Here is a 17159-nt window from a genome sequence, read left to right on the forward strand (position 1 = left end):
CTGCGCGTCCAGTTCCTCGTACGTACTGCCGTCGTGCTGCCCGGCGTGGCGGTGCGATGACGGCGCCGGTATCGCGGGTCCTGCTGGCGGCCTGGCTCGTCTGCGCCATCGCGGTGGGGCAGGCGCAGGCGGCGTCCGCGCAACAGCACGACGCCAGGCACGACGCCAAGCGTGCCGACAAGCACGCGGCCAGGGCGTCCGGCAAGGCCCAGCACAAGCCGGCCGGCAAGCCAGCCAACAAAGCGGCCAACAAGCGCGAGCCGAAACCGGTCGAGGCCACGCCGTCGACCGTCGACCCCGACGGCGAAGGCTTCCTGAAGCTCTACACCGACCTGTGCGTCAAGCGCATCGACGCCCTCGGCGCCTTCCGCCGCAAGCTGCTGCGTACCAAGGTGCCCAAACTTCAGCCGGAGCGCGCCAAGCTGTACCTGGCGGGCCTGGACGGCGACGCCTGGCCGGTCTCGTACAACGGCAAGACCGGCAACTTCGTGCTGGTGCTGGCCGAGGACAACGACCAGTGCATGCTGTATGCACGCCGCACCGACCGGGTCGCGGTCGAGCAGGGCTTCACGGATCTCGTGGCCAAGGCCCACCTGGCGGCGCGCACCACCGCGCGTACGAACGGTGATGCGCTGACGCTGTCGGCGACCGTGCGGCCACGCGGCGAGCATGCGATGCGCTTCGCGCTCACCACCCAGTCCGCGCCCGACGCCAAGCTGCGCGCGGTCGGCTTGGTCGAACTCAATCCGCTCGCCGATCCGGCCCCGCCGCCGCCACCGAAAAAGGCGCGCAAGCCTAGCCGCCGTTCGAGCGGATCACCTGCGCCAGCACATCGGCCTCGCGCGCGGCCTTGAACGCGTACAGCGCGTCGTCCGGGTGCGCGCAGTCGGTCAGCATCGATTGCCAGCCGGGCAGGGCCTTGATGGCGTCGTACTGCATCACCAGCGGTACGTTCTTCTCGCGCGCGACCTCGTTCAGGATGCCGACCAGGGCGTCGAGCGTCTCGTGGCCGAGGCAGACCGGGTTCGGTTCTTCCAGCACCGGCAGCTTGCCGCCGGCGCGCACTACGTCGACGAAGCGGACCAGGTTGGCGCGGTAGGCGTCCGCCGGCAGGTAAGCGTCGTTGATGCCGAAGTTCTCGATCACGATGCGCGCGCGGCTCAGCGCCGGGCGCGTTGCCAGCGGCGTGCTGTAGTTGCCCGTGCCGTTCAATTCCATGTCGAGGTTGGCGCCCGAGGAGCCGTTGGCGTTGACCGTCACGCCCACGCCGAACAGGCTGCGCAGCTGCGCTTGCACCAGGGCAGGGACCGGGTGCGCGGACTGGACGAACTGGCCGCCGACCGTCTCCAGGCCGGACATGGTCGAGTCGCCCTCGGCGTCGATCTCGATGGCGGCGCCGGACGCGGACGGGGCGGGCGCGGCTGCCGTCCGGTTGGCGGAAGCGGGTTGCGCAGGCGCGGCGCCAGGCCGGCGCCGCCGAAACACGCGGATGTTGCGTCAGGGTAAGAGCCGAGGAGCAAGTTCTCAGCAGAAAATTTCTCAGGCTTGGCAGCTGTGTACTGTTCCGTATGTTGCCAGGCACAGCCGCGTCACCGGCGCGAAAACGCCGGCCGTGATAGCATCGGCGCCCGTATTTTTTAATCGATGGAGGTGCCGCGTGAGTTTCGTGTTTCGTCTCGTGTCCCACGACGAGGACACGGCCTTGTCGTCCACCGCTTTCCAGGACAGCATCGGCCCCGGCTACGTCGGCTTGTGGGAAGAGATCGGCGTCTACGATGCGCTCTACAACAGCGACGGCCGCCAGGGCCGCGATGTCTCGCGCACCATCGCCTACGGCATCGACCGCCTGAACGAGGACGAGTCGATGGGCCGGGTGCTGCCGCCCACTTGCCGCATTTCGGAGGCGATCCGCTTCCTGGAAAACGTGCACCGCGGCTGCACGCTGCACACCTCGGCGACCATCGAGACGCGCTGATCCTCACCAAATATTGCAGTAGCGCCAATAACTGCAGAGCGTTACCATGGCTGACCTGTATTGACTCCGGCCCACGCCATGCGTATCGCCCACCCCTTGTTGTTGGCGCTTGCTCTTTCCCTGCACGCTGCGCCGGCGTGCTTCGCCGCCGAGGCGCCCATTCCGATCGCCGCGTTCTTCGAGAACCCGGCGCTGAGCGGCGCCAAGCTGTCGCCGGACGGCAAGCGGCTGGCGATGCGCGTAACGAACAGCAAAGGACGCGACCAGCTTGGCGTGGTGAACCTGGCCGACAATGCGATGCAGGTCGTCGGTGGCTTCGCCGACGACGACGTCGGCCGGTTCGAGTGGGTCAACGACAACCGGCTGCTGTTCGACTCGCGCGACAACCGCATCGCGCCGGGCCGGGACCATAACGCGCCCGGGCTGTTCGCGGTCAATGCCGACGGCAGCGCGTACCGCCAGCTGGCGACGGTCGGCTTCGAGACCGACCAGGCCACCAGCGCCTACACGGTCGGCCGCGAGAAGCTGCCCTGGAATACCTTCATGCTCGACCAGGCCGGGGCACAGGATTCGGACTGGGTCTATGTCGAGATGGTCAAGTTCAGCCGCGACGGCGACGACGTGGCCGACCTGATCCGGCTCAACACCGTGACCGGCCGCACCGAATCCGTCGACGGTCCCGGCCGCGTGCGCGAATGGTGGCTGGATGCCAAGGGCAAGCCGGCGCTGGCGATTACGGTCGACGGCAATACCGAAGTGCTGCACTACCTCGACCCCAAGACCGGCAAGTGGCGCAAGCTCGCCACCGATAACGTCTACCTGTCCGACGCCAAGACCGTCACGCCGCTCGGCTTTGCGCCGACGGGCGAGCTGTACGTGACCAGCTACGCCGGGCGCGACAAGAGCGCGCTGTTCGCCTACGACCTCGCCACCGGCACAAGGGCGTCCAAGCCGCTGGTCGACCTTGAGGAATACGACTTCAGCGGTAGCCTGATCGTCGGTGCGGGCAAGCTGCTCGGCGTGCGCTATACGGTCGATGCCCAGAGCGCGGCCTGGTTCGACCCGGCCATGAAGAAGGCGCAGGAGACGGTCGACAAGCTGCTGCCAGGCTGCGTCAACGTACTGAGCGTCGGCGTGCGCTCCGAGACGCCGTTCGTGCTGGTCGAGTCGTGGTCCGACCGCCAGCCGCCGGTGACCCTGCTGTTCAACCGCGACACCGGCAAGCTGGCCAGGATCGGCGCCAGCCGCCCGGCGCTTCCTACGGCGCGCATGGCGCGGCAGTCGCTGGTGCAGGTCAAGGCGCGCGACGGCCAGATCATCCCGACCTGGGTCACGATACCGCATGGCAGTGAAGGGAAGAAGCTGCCGATGGTGGTGCTGGTGCATGGCGGCCCGTACGTGCGCGGCAGCGAATGGGGCTGGGACAGCCAAGGCCAGTTCCTGGCCTCGCGCGGGTACGTGGTGCTCGAGCCAGAATTTCGCGGCAGCACCGGCTACGGTGCGGCCCACTTCCGCGCCGGCTGGAAGCAGTGGGGGCTGGCGATGCAGGACGACGTCGCGGACGCCACGCGTTGGGCCATCGGCGAGGGCATCGCCGACCCGAAGCGCATCTGCATCGGCGGCGCCAGTTACGGCGGCTACGCCACCCTGATGGGGCTGATCCGCGATCCCGACCTGTACAAGTGCGGCATCGACTGGGTCGGCGTGACCGACATCGAACTGCTCTACAATGGCCATTGGAGCGCCGACAGCGACCTGTCCGAAGGCTGGAAGCGCTACGGCATGCCGACGCTGGTCGGCGATCCGGTCAAGGACGCGGCCCAGTTCGCGCAGACCTCGCCGCTCAGGCAGGCCGCGCGCATCACCCAGCCGCTGCTGCTGGCTTACGGCGGCGTCGACCAGCGCGTGCCGATCTACCACGGCAAGAAGTTCTACGACGCGGTCCGCCAGACCAACAAGAACGTCGAATGGATCGAGTACGAACAGGAAGGACATGGCTGGACGCTGGTCGAGACGCGTCTCGATTTCTGGGGCCGGGTGGAGAAGTTTTTACAAAAGCAGATCGGGTCGGGCGGCGAGCCGCCGCGTTGAGAAAGGCATCCATGCATCGATATGCGAAGGTCGTGCTGGCCGCTGCGCTGGTGACGGCGATTGGGGTATGGCCGGCCATGGCCGCGCCGGCGGCACAGGAAGAGAAGTCACGGGAAGAGAAATTCGACGCCGGCGCGCTGGTCCTCAGCCGCTTCACGCTGCCGGGAGACGCCGGCGCGCCGGTGCGTTACGTGCTGTCGCGGCCCGGCCACAAGGCGCCGCTGGTGTTGTATATCCAGGGCTCGGGCTGCGTGCCGCCGTTCGTCGGCCTGGGCACGCCCAAGCGCTCGTCGAACATCTTTTCCTGGGCGCCGCTGGCGGCCCGGCACCGCTACGCCGTCATGGCGGTCGACAAGCCTTATCAGCCGGAGCAGCCGCCTGCAACTGACCGGCCGGGCACGGCCACCGCCTGCCCGCCGGCCTTCAACGCCCACTTTTCCTACGACAGCTGGCTGGTCACCTTGAAGGCCGCGCTGCGCCACGCCCTGGCCCAGCCCGACGTCGACGCCAGCCGCGTGCTGGTCATCGGCATCTCGGAAGGCGCGGCGGTGGCGGCCGGCCTGGCGCGCGCGATGCCCGAACTGACGCACGTCGCGCTGATCGGCGGACCGCCCGGTCCGACCCAGCTGTACGACTTCATCGTGCACGCCTACGCCGGGCCAGGCAGCGACGACGACAAGCTGCGCCGCCTGCGCGAACTGGACGCCACCATCGACGCCATCGCCGCCGACCCGCGCAGCGCCGATAAATTCTTCGCGGGCCACACCTACCTGCGCTGGAGCAGCTTCTTCGCCCAGTCGCACGGCGAGGACCTGGCGCAGGCCAGGGCCAAGGTCTACATGGTCGACGGCATGCAGGATGCGAGCGTGCCGATCCTGTCGAGCGAGGCCACGTACGCGCGCCTGCGCGGGCTCGGGCGCGACGTCACGTTTCGCCGCATCCCGAACGCCGATCACGGCTTGATGGCGCCGGGGCAGGGCTGGCAGGACCTGCAGGAGGAATATGATGCAGTGATCAAGTGGTTCGAGCGGGGCTAATCAGGTGCGCAATCGCGCCGTAAGGTATGCCGTCAAGCGCGCCAGCGGCCCGGCCAGCCGATAACACGCCAGCACCACCGGCACGTACACGACGAAGGTCCAGTCCTGTCTGTCGCCGAGCAGTGCGCGGTACGCCGCCACCGTCCCCAGCACGACGAACATGTGCGACAGGTACAGCTCGTAGCTGAGCGCCCCCATGCGCGCCAGCCAGCCCAGGCCGCGGCGTGGCGCCGGTGGATGCGCGTGACAGGCCAGCAGGATCGCGCAGCTGCCCACGCACAACAGGTACATATTCGATGTGGCCAGGTGCCGGTGCACCAGGTCGCCCCAGCCGAGCGGCAGCAGGATGCAGATGGCGCCCAGGACGGCCAGCAGGCGCGCTTCGCGCCGCGTGGGATGCCAGCGGCGCCCCAGCAGCGCGGCCAGCACGCCCCAGGCAATCGCCGCCATGCCGGGCAGGTAGGCCTTCTCCCACCAGACTTCGTCGCTGGCCGGCACCAGGCTGCGCAAGGGGTTCAGCGCCAGCGCCCATGCCAGCAGGACGCCGACCAGCAACCGCCGCGGCAGCCACAGGCACAGCAGCGGGAAGCCGAGATAAAAGGCCTCTTCGATCGACAGCGACCACAACACGTCCCAGCCGGCCGGCGCCCAGCCGGTGCGGCCCTCGTACCAGTTGAAGGTAAAACTCAGGGCCGACGCCAGCAGGCCGCCAATGCTTTGCTGGCCGGGTTCGGGCGCGAAGCCCGGCACGCCGCAGGCGGCGAAAAGCGCCAGCACGGCCAGGACCGGCGCCAGCAGCGGCAGGATGCGCCAGGCGCGCGCCGCGTAAAAGCGGCGCAGGCGCACGCGCGCGAGCTCGCCGTCGCGCTCGACGATGCGGGTGGCGATCAGGAAGCCCGAGATCACGAAGAAGATGAAGACCGCTTCGTAGCCGTTGAAGCTGATCGCGTTCAGCAGCCGCCTGGGCCCCCAGTGGCCGAGCAGGCTGGGACGCAGCGGCAGGCGGAACGGCAGCGCCAGGTGGTGCACGATCACCAGCAGGATCGCCAGGCCACGCAGCCAGTCGATGCCGGCGTTGCGCGCCTTCACATCGCGGCTTTCAGCGCAGCCAGGTAGCGCTCGCTGACCGCCACCTCGGCGCCGCAGCGCAGGCCCAGGCGATAGGTGCCGTCGCCGGTGGTGGCCAGGCGCGCGAGCTGGTCGCGCCGCACGATCGCGCCGCGGTGCACGCGCAGGAAAACCGCCGGATCGAGCAGCGCTTCCAGGCGGTTGAGCGTGATCCGGTGCAGCACCGTGCGCCCGGCCAGGTGCAGCTCGACGTAGTTGCCGGCCGCGGCCAGCCACAGCACCTCGGCGACGCGTACCTGCTCGATGCGCCCGACCGAGCGCACGTTCAGGTGGTCGGCGAAGGCTTTGGCGTCGGCGTCGACGTAGCTGCGCAGCGCCGCGCCATAGGCTTCGCGCTGGCGCTGGCGCAGCATGTCGGCGCTGCGCTCGACCGCCTGGGCCAGGCGCGCGTCGCTCAAGGGTTTCAACAGGTAGTCGAGCGCATGCACCTCGAAGGCGTCGATCGCGTGCTCGCTGTAGGCGGTCACGAACACCACCAGCGGCGGCTCGCGCAGGCGGCTCAGTTCGCGCGCCAGCACCAGGCCGGATTCGCCCGGCATCTGCACGTCGAGGAAGATCACGGCGACGTTGGCGCCCGACCCGGCCAGCGCCACGCGCGCGGCGGCGGCGCCGTCGCATTCGGCCACCAGCTGCCAGTCCGGGTGGGCGTCCATCGCCAGGCGCAGGTTGGCGCGGCCGGGGGCTTCGTCGTCGACGATCAGGTAGCGGATGCTCATGGCTCAGTCCAGATCCAGCAGCGGCAGGCGCACCTCGGCGACGAAACGCCCATCCTGCGGCCCGGCCTGCAGCGAGGCGCCCGAGTGCATCAGGCGCAGGCGATCGCGCGTGTTGGCCAGGCCGAGACCCGCGCCGGGATTGGGCGACGCCTGCGCGCTGAGCGGGTTGGTGACGCGGATCGCCAGCGCGTCGCCTTCGCGTGCGAAGGACAGCGCGATGTCGCCGGGGCCGGCGTGGCAATCGAGGTCGTGGCGCAGCGCGTTTTCGATCAGCGGCTGCAGCAGCAGCGGCGGACATTCGACCTCGTGCAGCAGTTCGTCGTCGCCGGCGATGTGCACGCGCAGGCGTTCGCCATAGCGCAGGCGCTGCAGGTCGAGGTAGTCGCGCACGAAACGCAGTTCGGCGGCGACCGTGGTCGTGTTGCGGCTGCTGGCCGAGAGCGCGTAACGCAGCAGGTCGCTCAGGCGGCCGATGCCGCCGAGGGCCAGCGTCTTGTCGCCGTCGCGCACCAGCGCGCTGATCGCGTTCAGCGCGTTGAACAGGAAGTGCGGCTCGAGCTGGGCGCGCAGGGCCAGCATGCGCTGCTCCTCGAGCGCCAGGCGCAGGCCGAGCATGTCGGTCTGGCTGCGCTGCCAGGCCAGCTCGCGCTCGCGCGCCTGGCGCCAGTAGTGCAGGGCGAGGATGGCGGCGAAGGTGCCGGTGGTCGAGAACCAGCCGACCAGCAGCATCTTCAGCAGCAGTTGCCGGACGTCGGCCAGGCTGGCGATGTGCAGGTAGCCGCGCTGCCAGGCCATCCAGGTCCACTCGAGCGGCTGGAACACCAGTACCAGGGCGACGAACAGCAGCACCACGTTGCGCGGGCGTGCGAGCGGCGCCGGCCAGCGCGCCAGCAGCATCGACAGGCCGGCGCTCAGCACGATCAGCGGCACCGCGTATTCGACGAACCAGGTCAGCAGCAGCGTCGGATAGTGGCTGTCGACGCCGCCGCGCAGGTTGTCGCTGTAGGTCTGCAGCGCGCCCAGGGCGCTGATCGCGCTCCACAGCAGGATGGTGGTGCCGATGGTCTTGAAGGCCGGCGGCAGCGCAGGCCGGGCGCCGATGGCGTCGGCAGGAACCGTGGAAGCGACAGCGGAAGCGGGGCGGGTATTCATTGACAAAAGTATAGCAGCGGCCCCAGGCGCCGAAACCGCCCGCCGCCCAGGCCCGTCACGCCGATCCGGCCTTTCGTCACGCGGCCGCTGCCGGGGTAGCGAAGGCGCGGCAGAATCGGCGCATGAAAACCCTGATCCCTACCTTCGTTCTCGCACTGGCGGCCAACGCAGCCCACGCCGCCGACTGGTACGCGCCGCAGCAGCCTTTCGCCATCTACGGCGACACTTATTATGTCGGCACCCACGGCATCAGCGCGGTGCTGATCACCTCCAAAGAAGGCCACATCCTGGTCGACGTCGGTGGGCCGGAGGCCGCCAGACAGGTCGCAGACCACATCCGCCAGCTCGGCTTCAAGGTCGAAGACATCCGCTACATCCTGAATTCGCATGCGCACCAGGACCACGGCGGCGCCGTCGCCGCATTGCAGAAGCTCAGCGGCGCGACGGTGCTGGCCGGGCCGGGCAACGAGCAGGTCCTGCGCACCGGCCAGCCCGACCGCGCCGATCCGCAATACCCGGGCTTGATCCCGATGGCGCCGGTCGCGCGCACGCGCGCGCTGCGCGACGGCGAAGTGATCCGCGTGGGGCCGCTGGCCGTGACCGCGCACTTCACGCCGGGACACACCAAGGGTGGCGTCAGCTATACCTGGCAGTCCACCGAAGGCGGGCGCACGGTCGACGTGGTGTTCGCCGACAGCGTGTTCGCGCTGGCCGCCGAGGGCCGGCGCTTCAGCGGCAATCCGCTGTACCCGGCTGCGCAGGCCGACGTCGAGCGCTCGATCGCCTGGGTCGACGCCGTCAAGTGCGATGTCCTGGTCAGCGCCCACCCCGAGTTCAGCGGCCTGTGGGAGCGCAAGGCGAAGCAGGCCACGTCTGGGGATGCCGCCTTCATCGACCCGGATGCATGCCATGCCTATGCCAGGGTCGGACACGAGTTCCTGGCGCAGACGCTGGCGCAAGAACATGGGAAAGACAAAGGCAAACAAAAAGGGAAAGGAAAACCATGAACGCCTGTTCGCATCGCTCGCGCTGTGCCTGGCCGGCGCAGCCGCGGCTACATCGACTGCAGCCGCGAACGCCGCGCCCTACGTGCTGGCCGACACCGAGGTGCTCGACCTCCACGCTGCAACCCTGCAGCGCGACTACCAGGTCTACGTCGCGCTGCCCGAGTCGTACGGGGCAACGCAAAGTACGGGCCGGCGCTATCCGGTCATCTTCGTGGTCGACGCGAATTATGGCTTCCCGGTGGTGCGCGCGATCGCCGACCGGCTGCACAAGCACGGGCATCTGGAGGAGGCGATCGTGGTCGGCCTGTCGTACGCGAAGGGCGACAGCCCGACCTACAGCCGGCGCCGCGACTACACGCCGAGCGTGCCGCGCGCCGGCGTCTACACCTCGGACATGCCGGGCCGCCAGGTCGCCTTCGGGCAGGCCGACGATTACGGGCGCTTCATCTCGAAGCAGGTGTTCCCGCTGGTGGCCGCGCGCTACGGCGCCGACATGGGGCGCAAGATCTTCGTGGGACACTCCTACGGCAGCCTGCTCGGCGTCGAGCTGCTGTTGACGCGGCCCGGGACTTTTGAAGACTACATCCTCGGCAGCCCGTCGCTGTGGTTCGACGGCGGCGTGCTGTTCGAGCGCGAGCGGGCGTACGCGCGCGCGCACAAGGATTTGCCGGCCAAGGTCTACTTCGGCATCGGCGGCCAGGAGACGCTGGCGCGCGGGCAGAAGCGTTCGCGCTCGGAAGAGCATGCCGACATGGTGGCGGACCTGCGCGAGTTCGACGCGGCCTTGAAGGCGCACCGTTATCCGGGCTTGAAGACGCAGCTCGAGGTATTCCCCGGCGAGGACCACGCCAGCGTGTTCCCGATCCTGCTCACGCACGGGCTGCGCGCGTATCTACATGAAGAGCCGCGTTAGATCGCGTGCTGAACGTCAGGCCGGCTGGGCCAGCAGCGCTTCGATGTCGTTGGCGATGTCTTCCGGCTTGGTCAGCGGCGCGTAGCGCTTGACCACCTGGCCGTCGGGCCCGACCAGGAACTTGGTGAAGTTCCACTTGATGGCTTCCGTGCCCAGCACGCCGGAAGCCTCACCCTTCAGGTACTGCCACAGCGGATGGGTGTGCTCGCCGTTGACGTCGACCTTGGCGAACATCGGGAACGAAACGCCGTAGTTCTGCTCGCAGAAGGCGCCGATCTCGGCCTCGGTGCCCGGCTCCTGCTTGCCGAACTGGTTGCAGGGGAAGCCCAGCACCTCGAAACCGGGGCCGCGGCCGTGCAGCTCGCGGTACAGGGCTTCCAGGCCCTTGTATTGCGGCGTGAAGCCGCATTCGCTGGCGGTGTTCACGATCAGCAGCACCTTGCCGCGGTACTGGCTGAGCTCTACCTGCCTGCCGTCCAGGGACACGGCGTGAAAATCGAAGACGTTCATCGGACACTCTCCTGCATTCATGTTAATTCGAATGCAAGAGTGTACGACAAACCCGCGCGGGTGTCGTTCAGACGATCCCCAGGTGCTCCGTCCCGCTCGAGAAATCGCGGTTCCTGGCGTGCTTGCTATTGAGCTTGATGTTCAGGCGCAGGTCGTTGACGGAGTCGGCGTTGCGCAGCGCGTCCTCGTAGCTGATCTTGTCGGCCTCGTACAGGTCGAACAGCGCCTGGTCGAAGGTCTGCATGCCGAGTTCGCGCGACTTCTTCATGATCTCCTTGATCTCGTGGACTTCGCCCTTGAAGATCAGGTCGGAGATGAGCGGCGAGTTCAGCATGATCTCGATCGCCACGACGCGGCCCTTGGCCTCTTTGCGCGGGATGAGGCGCTGCGAGATCAGGCCTTTCATGTTGAGCGACAGGTCCATCAGCAGCTGCTGGCGGCGCTCTTCCGGGAAGAAGTTGATGATGCGGTCGAGCGCCTGGTTGGCGCTGTTGGCGTGCAGCGTGGCCAGGCACAGGTGGCCGGTCTCGGCGAAGGCGATCGCGTGCTCCATCGTCTCGCGGTCGCGGATCTCGCCGATCTGGATCACGTCCGGCGCCTGGCGCAGCGAATTCTTCAGTGCGGCCTCGAAGCTGTCGGTGTCGACGCCGACTTCGCGCTGGGTGATCACGCAGTTGCGGTGCGGGTGCACGAATTCGACCGGGTCTTCGATCGTGATGATGTGGCCGTAGCTGTTTTCATTCCGGTAGCCGACCATCGCCGCCATCGTCGTCGACTTGCCGGAGCCGGTCGCGCCGACCATGATCACCAGGCCGCGCTTGGTCATGATCACGTCTTTCAGTACGTCCGGCAGCTCGAGGTCGTCAAAACGCGGGATGGTGGTGGTGATCACGCGCAGCACCATGCCCACGCAGCCCATCTGCATGAAGGCCGAGACGCGGAAGCGCCCCAGGTCGCCGGGGCTGATCGCGAAGTTGGCTTCCTTGGAGAGCTCGAAGCCGGCGGCCTGCTTGTCGTTCATGATGGCGCGCGCCAGGTCGGCCGTGTGCGAGCCGTTCAGCGCCTGGTTCGACACCGGGGTCATGCGCCCGTCGATCTTGATCGCGGGCGGGAAGCCGGACGTGATGAACAGGTCGGAGCCGCCCTTGCTGACCATCAGGCGCAGCAGGTCGAACATGAATTTGGAGGCCTGGTCGCGTTCCATGGTAAACCGTATAAATTGAATATCAGCCCGGGAAGTTGTCCGGGATTTTTGCGGCGGCGCGGGCAGCGGCGCTGGAGATCACGTTGCGGCGCACCAGCTCGGTCAGGTTCTGGTCCAGCGTCTGCATGCCGACGTTCGAGCCGGTCTGGATCGCCGAGTACATCTGCGCGATCTTGGCTTCGCGGATCAGGTTGCGGATCGCCGGCGTGCCGATCATGATCTCGTGCGCGGCCACGCGGCCCGAGCCGTCCTTGGTTTTCAGCAGCGTCTGGGAGATCACGGCCTGCAGCGACTCCGACAGCATCGCGCGCACCATCTCCTTTTCCTCGGCCGGGAACACGTCGACGATACGGTCGATGGTCTTGGCCGCCGACGAGGTGTGCAGCGTGCCGAACACCAGGTGGCCGGTCTCGGCGGCCGACAGCGCCAGGCGGATCGTTTCGAGGTCGCGCAGCTCGCCGACCAGGATCGCGTCCGGGTCTTCGCGCAGCGCCGAGCGCAGCGCGTTGTTGAACGACAGCGTGTGCGGACCGACTTCGCGCTGGTTGACCAGGCACTTTTTCGAATCGTGGACGAACTCGATCGGGTCCTCGATGGTGAGGATGTGGCCGTATTCGTGCTCGTTCAGGTGGTTGACCATCGCCGCCAGCGTGGTCGACTTGCCGGAGCCGGTCGGGCCGGTCACCAGCACCAGGCCGCGCGGCTTCAGGGCAAGCTCGGCGAAGATCTTCGGTGCGTTCAGCTCTTCCAGCGACAGGATCTTGGACGGAATCGTACGCATCACGGCCGCCGCGCCGCGTTCCTGGTTGTAGGCGTTGACGCGGAAGCGCGCCAGGCCGGGAATCGCGAACGAGAAGTCGCACTCGAGCATCTCTTCGTACTGCTTGCGCTGGCCGTCGTTCATGATGTCATAGATCATGCCGTGCACGTCCTTGTGCTCGAGCGGCGGCAGGTTGATGCGGCGCACGTCGCCATGCACGCGGATCATCGGCGGCAGGCCGGAAGAGAGGTGCAGGTCCGAGGCCTTGTTCTTGACCGAGAATGCGAGAAGTTCGGAGATGTCCATTTATATATAATCCTGTTCGGCCGCTGTCTTCCGGTGGCGCGTGCAACCGAAAATATTTCCGTGTAGAAAACCATTATGTCCACAATCGCCGCGAACTTGCAAGCTGTCGAAGCAGCAATCCAGTCAGCCTGCGACGCTGCCGGCAGGCCGCGTTCGACCGTCCAGTTGCTGGCCGTTTCGAAGATGTTTCCCCCTGAAGCGGTGCTGGAAGCGGTCGATGCCGGCCAGCGCGCGTTCGGCGAAAACTATCTGCAGGAAGGCGTCGACAAAATCGCCGCTGTGGCAAAAGCGCGACCCGATCTGGCGCTGGAATGGCATTTCATCGGTCCGATCCAGTCCAACAAGACGCGTCCGATCGCCGCCAGTTTCGATTGGGTGCACACGGTCGAGCGCTTGAAAATCGCCCAGCGCCTGTCCGAACAGCGCCCGCCCGAGCTGGGGCCGTTGAATATCTGTTTGCAGGTGAACATCAGCGGCGAAGCGACCAAGAGCGGCGTCCACCCGGACGAGCTGCCGGAACTCGCGCGCGCCGTTGCGGCCTTGCCGAACCTGCGCCTGCGCGGGCTGATGGCGATTCCGGAGCCGCAGCTTGACGCCGCGCTGCAGCGCGTGCCCTTCGCGCGCCTGCGCGCGCTCGCGCAAGCCATCGTCGACGACGGCATCTTCGTGGACACGCTGTCGATGGGCATGTCGGCCGACCTGCACGCGGCGGTGCTGGAAGGCGCCAGCATCGTGCGCGTCGGCAGTGCGATCTTCGGCGCGCGCCATTACGAGTAACCCGCGAACGACTTTTCAAGGAATCGTATGAAGATCAGTTTCATCGGCGGCGGCAACATGGCGACCGCCCTGATCGCCGGCCTGGCCGGCAAGGCAGCACGCGGCGGCGACATCCACGTGGTCGACCCGAACGCCGAGGCGCTCGGCAAGCTGCGCGAGGCCTATGGCGTGCGTACCGCGCCCGGGATCGGCGCGGAAGTCGCCGCCAGCGACGTCATCGTGCTGGCCGTGAAGCCGCAGCAGATGCGCGACGTGGCGCTGCGCCTGCAGTCGCAACTGGAGAATCGTCCGCTGGTGCTGTCGATCGCGGCCGGCATCCGCGGCGCCGACTTGTCGCGCTGGCTGGGCGGCTACGGCGCCATCGTGCGCACCATGCCGAACACGCCGGCGCTGGTCAAGCAAGGCATCACCGGGATGGTGGCGATGGCCGGCGTCAGCGAGGCCCAGCGCCAGGCCGCCGACAGCATCCTGCAGGCGGTCGGCCAGACCGTGTGGCTCGAGACCGAAGACCTGATCGATCCGGTGACGGCGGTCTCGGGCAGCGGCCCGGCCTACGTGTTCTTCTTCCTCGAGGCGATGCAGCAGGCGGCCGTCGAGATGGGTTTGTCGAGCGAGCAGGGCCGCGCACTGGCGCTGGCCACGTTCACCGGCGCGGCTCAGCTGGCGGCGCAATCCGACGAGCCGGCCGAGGTGCTGCGCCAGCGCGTGACCTCGAAAGGCGGCACCACGCACGCGGCGATCACCAGCATGGAAGCGGCCGGCGTGAAGGAAGCGATCGTCGCGGCGATGAAGGCGGCCGCCGCGCGCGGGCGCGAGCTGGGCGACGAATTGGGCAAGGACTGACCAGCTCACTCCTCGTCGAGCATCTCCCCGAGCCGGTCCAGGCGCTGGTCCCACAGCTGCCGGTTCAGCGCGACCCACTCGTCGAGCACGGCCAGCCCCTGCGGGTCGATGGCGCAGGTGCGCACCCGGCCCTGCTTGCTGGTGCGGACCAGCCGGCATTTCTGCAGCACGTCGAGGTGTTGCGCGACCGCGGTCAGCGTGATCTCGAGCGCCTTGGCGAGCGCGCTGACCGATTGCGGCCCTTGCGCCAGCAGGCGGTAGATCGCGCGGCGGGTCGCGTCGCCCATCGCGATGAAGATGCGGTCGGCGTCGCTCGGCGCCAGCGACGCGGCATTGCTGGTCGACGTCATGCGCGCGCCAGCGCCTGTTCCATCCGGTCGAGCAGCTGCTGCCAGCCCTGCCTGCGCATCTGCGGACCGTCCGCGCCTTCGAAAAACACCGCCTGATGGGTGAGCACCAGCCGCGTGCCGCCATCCACGGCGATGAACTCGAAGGTTTCCAGCGCGGCCGAGATGCGCTTGCCGCCGAATTCCATCGTCGAGGCGGCGACGATGCGCGCCTCGGGCACGATGTCCAGGAACGCGCCGCGATGCGCCAGACGGACGCCCTCGAAGGGTGTGCCGGCGTTCAGGCGGTAGCTGAGGGTTTCCTGGCCGCCGACTTCGAAGCGCATGGCGAAGTCCTCGACCGCATGGGTGTCGCCTTCGGCAAACCAGCGGCGTTTGCGCTGCGGGTCGGCAAACGCCGCGAATACGCGTTGCGGCGAGGCCGGGTAGAACCGTTCGATCCTGAAAGTGTCTTCCTGTACGGCGGCAGTGGACATGGCTGGCTCCAAGGTGAAGTGGGAACTTCAGTATTGCATCCAGCCGATCGAAAGTAAACCCTGGACTTCAGTATTATGCGGCCGACGTCGGCGCGCCGCCCGGCTGGCGCTGCACCGCCGTTTTCTGCATGAACTCGGCGATCGCCGCCGCATACTTTTCGCCGGCCTCGATCAAGCCGTTGTGGCCGGCCGGGGCGATGCTGACGAAGTCGGCGTCCGGCGCCATCCGGCTGATGGCGATGCCGGCTTCCGGCTTGGTGATACGGTCGGCGTCGCCCGCCAGCACCCGCACCGGCACCGTCAGGGTGCGCGGCGTCTCGGTCTCGTCCCAGCGCAGCACCGCGCGCAAGCCCTTGGCGATGACGCCGGGATGGTCCTTGATGTTGTAGCGCGACGCGAAGTCGAGCTGCTCGCGCGTGACGCCGCGGCTGAGCGAGGTGAGGCGGTTGACGATGTGGCTGGTGCCGTTCAGGTAGCTTTGCAGGTTGCTCAGCCACATCAGTGGCCACAACAGGATGGTCAACAGCAGCAGCGGCTCGATCAGCGGCCAGCGCAGCAGGCGCAGCAGGCCGCCCGCCATCACGGTGCGCAAGGGCCAGGTATGGGTCGTGTCCATCAGCACCATGCCGCGCACTTTGTGCTGCAGCAGCTCCGGATGCAGGCGCGCCAGGGTCAGCATCATGAAGCCGCCGATGCTGTGCCCGACCAGGGTCACAGGTTTGTCGCCGGTCGCCAGGATCACGGTGCGCAAGTCTTCGGCCAGGCGCGCGACGCTGTAGTGGCGGTCGGCCGGCTGGCTCGATTTGCCCAGGCCGGGCAGGTCCCACAGCACCAGGCGGTAGGTCTTGGCCAGTTCGCGCCGCACCGAGTACCAGGCCGCGCTGTCCAGTGCCCAGCCGTGGGTCAGGATGATGACCGGGCCGTCGGGCGGGCCGTCGAATTCGAGGTGCAGGCTGCTGCCGTCCGCTGCCTGGAGCGACTGCACGCCGTTGCCAGCCACGGCGTGCGGCTTGTCGCGCCCGTGCGGGTAGAAGGCCAGGACGATCTGGCGTCCCAGCAATGACCAGGCCACCATCACGAGGCCGTAGACGAGCGAGGACGTGGCCACCAGCATGCCGGCGAACCAGGCCCAGACGAGATAGACGCCGCCGACCAGCATGGCCAGCGAGGCCAGGCTGAGGAGGGTTCCCAACAGAAATGGCAAAGGCAGGATGTACATGGGCTTACCCGCTAAGGATGTGGATGCCTGATCCTATACGGACGCCTATGTACGTGGCGTTACTTTGAATGCCTGCAATAGATCGACGCGCCGCTAGCGGACCGGTTGCGCGGGGCGCCAGTCGGGGTGGAGCAGGGCCCGGCAGCGCGCAGGCGCGTCCGGCTGTCCGGGCATGGGTTGCAAAGCCTCGTGCGGATCTTCATAAGTGAACGTGTAAAGACGCTGGTCGATGAACAGGTGGCGCCGGAAGATCTCCAGGATTTGGCTCGATTCGCCTAAGGAACTGACGTTGGTTTCGCTGCAGTACAGGCCATCGCCTAGAGCCACAGTCGTACGGTAGCCGGTGAGCATCAGCAGGACCACGGCCAGCAAGGCGATCAGCCAGGCCAGCGTCGCCAGGATCGAGACGGGCAGCAGCGGCTTGACGCGGTACGTGGCCAACGTCAGCATGCCCATGCAGAGCAGCGCGGCAATGATGGTGACCTTGTTAGACGCATGCCCGGCGAACGAGAGGCCCCAGAGCCAGGCCAGCGCGCACGCGATGATGAAGCCGCTGAACAGCGCCTGCCGCCGCGCGGTAGTGCGCTGTACGTCATCGATGTCGGCCTTGCGCAGCAGCAGGAATAACGGCCGCAGCAGGGCGACCAGGGCGGCGATGGCGCATGGTACGAGGATGAGCAGTGCCACGACCATGGCTC

At 67.6% G+C, this 17159-nt stretch carries 19 protein-coding genes; 8 read left to right on the forward strand and 11 right to left on the reverse strand.

The features are described from left to right. The first annotated feature begins 56 nt into the window (after nucleotides 1–56). Nucleotides 57–854 carry a hypothetical protein gene (locus FA90_RS22855; RefSeq protein ID WP_036172855.1) on the forward strand — a complete coding sequence of 266 codons (798 nt, stop codon included), beginning with the start codon at nucleotides 57–59 and terminating at the stop codon, nucleotides 852–854. On the opposite strand, the gene FA90_RS22860 is transcribed toward FA90_RS22855, so the two are convergent. Further along, nucleotides 796–1485 (reverse strand): SGNH/GDSL hydrolase family protein, encoded by a 690-nt coding sequence (locus FA90_RS22860; RefSeq protein ID WP_156116812.1) that lies wholly within the window; start codon nucleotides 1483–1485, stop codon nucleotides 796–798. The two genes, FA90_RS22855 and FA90_RS22860, sit on opposite strands and share 59 nt — an antisense overlap. A gap of 172 nt (nucleotides 1486–1657) precedes the next feature. On the opposite strand from FA90_RS22860, the gene FA90_RS22865 reads away from it, so the two are divergent. The 3 genes from FA90_RS22865 to FA90_RS22875 all read left to right on the forward strand — a co-directional run bounded on the left by FA90_RS22865 (nucleotide 1658) and on the right by FA90_RS22875 (nucleotide 5103). Then, nucleotides 1658–1975 (forward strand): hypothetical protein, encoded by a 318-nt coding sequence (locus FA90_RS22865; protein ID WP_036172859.1) that lies wholly within the window; start codon nucleotides 1658–1660, stop codon nucleotides 1973–1975. 78 nt (nucleotides 1976–2053) lie between these two features. After that, the gene (locus FA90_RS22870; RefSeq protein WP_036172862.1) at nucleotides 2054–4066 is read left to right on the forward strand and encodes a S9 family peptidase; all 2013 of its coding nucleotides are present in this window, start codon (nucleotides 2054–2056) and stop codon (nucleotides 4064–4066) included. 11 nt (nucleotides 4067–4077) lie between these two features. Further along, nucleotides 4078–5103: a S9 family peptidase gene (locus FA90_RS22875; protein WP_036172865.1), complete on the forward strand. Its 1026-nt coding sequence runs from the start codon at nucleotides 4078–4080 to the stop codon at nucleotides 5101–5103. Here FA90_RS22875 and FA90_RS22880 read toward each other — a convergent pair whose 3' ends face one another. The 3 genes from FA90_RS22880 to FA90_RS22890 are packed head-to-tail and all read right to left on the reverse strand — an operon-like array spanning nucleotide 5104 to nucleotide 8099. Then, the gene (locus FA90_RS22880) at nucleotides 5104–6192 is read right to left on the reverse strand and encodes an acyltransferase (RefSeq protein WP_051972024.1); all 1089 of its coding nucleotides are present in this window, start codon (nucleotides 6190–6192) and stop codon (nucleotides 5104–5106) included. Next, nucleotides 6189–6947: a LytTR family DNA-binding domain-containing protein gene (locus tag FA90_RS22885; RefSeq protein WP_036172868.1), complete on the reverse strand. Its 759-nt coding sequence runs from the start codon at nucleotides 6945–6947 to the stop codon at nucleotides 6189–6191. Before FA90_RS22885 ends, FA90_RS22880 begins: the two co-directional genes overlap by 4 nt. 3 nt (nucleotides 6948–6950) lie before the next feature. After that, on the reverse strand, nucleotides 6951–8099 hold the full coding sequence (locus FA90_RS22890; RefSeq protein WP_081934000.1) for a sensor histidine kinase: 1149 nt from the start codon (nucleotides 8097–8099) through the stop codon (nucleotides 6951–6953). Nucleotides 8100–8221: 122 nt separating this feature from the next. Between FA90_RS22890 and bla the strand changes: the two genes are divergently transcribed. Next, on the forward strand, nucleotides 8222–9106 hold the full coding sequence (gene bla, locus FA90_RS22895; protein ID WP_051972025.1) for a subclass B3 metallo-beta-lactamase: 885 nt from the start codon (nucleotides 8222–8224) through the stop codon (nucleotides 9104–9106). Further along, complete coding sequence (locus FA90_RS22900) at nucleotides 9063–10019, forward strand: alpha/beta hydrolase (protein ID WP_051972026.1); 957 nt, start codon at nucleotides 9063–9065, stop codon at nucleotides 10017–10019. Before bla ends, FA90_RS22900 begins: the two co-directional genes overlap by 44 nt. Before the next feature lie 15 nt (nucleotides 10020–10034). Here the strand turns inward: FA90_RS22900 and FA90_RS22905 are convergent, their stop codons facing one another. The 3 genes from FA90_RS22905 to FA90_RS22915 form a co-directional block, all read right to left on the reverse strand. After that, entirely contained in the window at nucleotides 10035–10529 is a 495-nt protein-coding gene (locus FA90_RS22905; RefSeq protein WP_036172871.1) for a glutathione peroxidase, read from the reverse strand. Between the two features lie 67 nt (nucleotides 10530–10596). Further along, nucleotides 10597–11733, reverse strand: coding sequence for a PilT/PilU family type 4a pilus ATPase (locus tag FA90_RS22910; RefSeq protein WP_036172874.1), 1137 nt, complete (start codon nucleotides 11731–11733; stop codon nucleotides 10597–10599). Between the two features lie 22 nt (nucleotides 11734–11755). Next, nucleotides 11756–12799: a type IV pilus twitching motility protein PilT gene (locus tag FA90_RS22915; protein WP_036172879.1), complete on the reverse strand. Its 1044-nt coding sequence runs from the start codon at nucleotides 12797–12799 to the stop codon at nucleotides 11756–11758. A 75-nt stretch (nucleotides 12800–12874) separates the two neighbouring features. Between FA90_RS22915 and FA90_RS22920 the strand changes: the two genes are divergently transcribed. Both FA90_RS22920 and proC read left to right on the forward strand, forming a co-directional pair. Continuing rightward, nucleotides 12875–13576, forward strand: a complete 702-nt coding sequence (locus FA90_RS22920; protein WP_036172882.1) for a YggS family pyridoxal phosphate-dependent enzyme — start codon at nucleotides 12875–12877, stop codon at nucleotides 13574–13576. Nucleotides 13577–13603: 27 nt separating this feature from the next. Next, nucleotides 13604–14419 (forward strand): pyrroline-5-carboxylate reductase, encoded by an 816-nt coding sequence (gene proC, locus FA90_RS22925; RefSeq protein ID WP_036172885.1) that lies wholly within the window; start codon nucleotides 13604–13606, stop codon nucleotides 14417–14419. A 5-nt stretch (nucleotides 14420–14424) separates the two neighbouring features. On the opposite strand, the gene FA90_RS22930 is transcribed toward proC, so the two are convergent. The 4 genes from FA90_RS22930 to FA90_RS22945 form a co-directional block, all read right to left on the reverse strand. Further along, a complete protein-coding gene (locus FA90_RS22930) occupies nucleotides 14425–14769 on the reverse strand; it encodes a helix-turn-helix transcriptional regulator (RefSeq protein ID WP_051972027.1) in 345 nt (114 codons plus the stop codon). After that, the gene (locus FA90_RS22935; RefSeq protein ID WP_036172887.1) at nucleotides 14766–15242 is read right to left on the reverse strand and encodes an SRPBCC family protein; all 477 of its coding nucleotides are present in this window, start codon (nucleotides 15240–15242) and stop codon (nucleotides 14766–14768) included. The genes FA90_RS22930 and FA90_RS22935 overlap by 4 nt, the downstream gene beginning before the upstream one ends. Before the next feature lie 73 nt (nucleotides 15243–15315). Then, nucleotides 15316–16434, reverse strand: coding sequence for an alpha/beta fold hydrolase (locus tag FA90_RS22940; protein ID WP_197065343.1), 1119 nt, complete (start codon nucleotides 16432–16434; stop codon nucleotides 15316–15318). Nucleotides 16435–16554: 120 nt separating this feature from the next. Further along, nucleotides 16555–17154, reverse strand: a complete 600-nt coding sequence (locus FA90_RS22945; protein ID WP_036172889.1) for a hypothetical protein — start codon at nucleotides 17152–17154, stop codon at nucleotides 16555–16557. Nucleotides 17155–17159 lie beyond the last annotated feature (5 nt).

This window comes from Massilia sp. 9096 (genome assembly GCF_000745265.1).
Classification (GTDB): domain Bacteria; phylum Pseudomonadota; class Gammaproteobacteria; order Burkholderiales; family Burkholderiaceae_D; genus Telluria.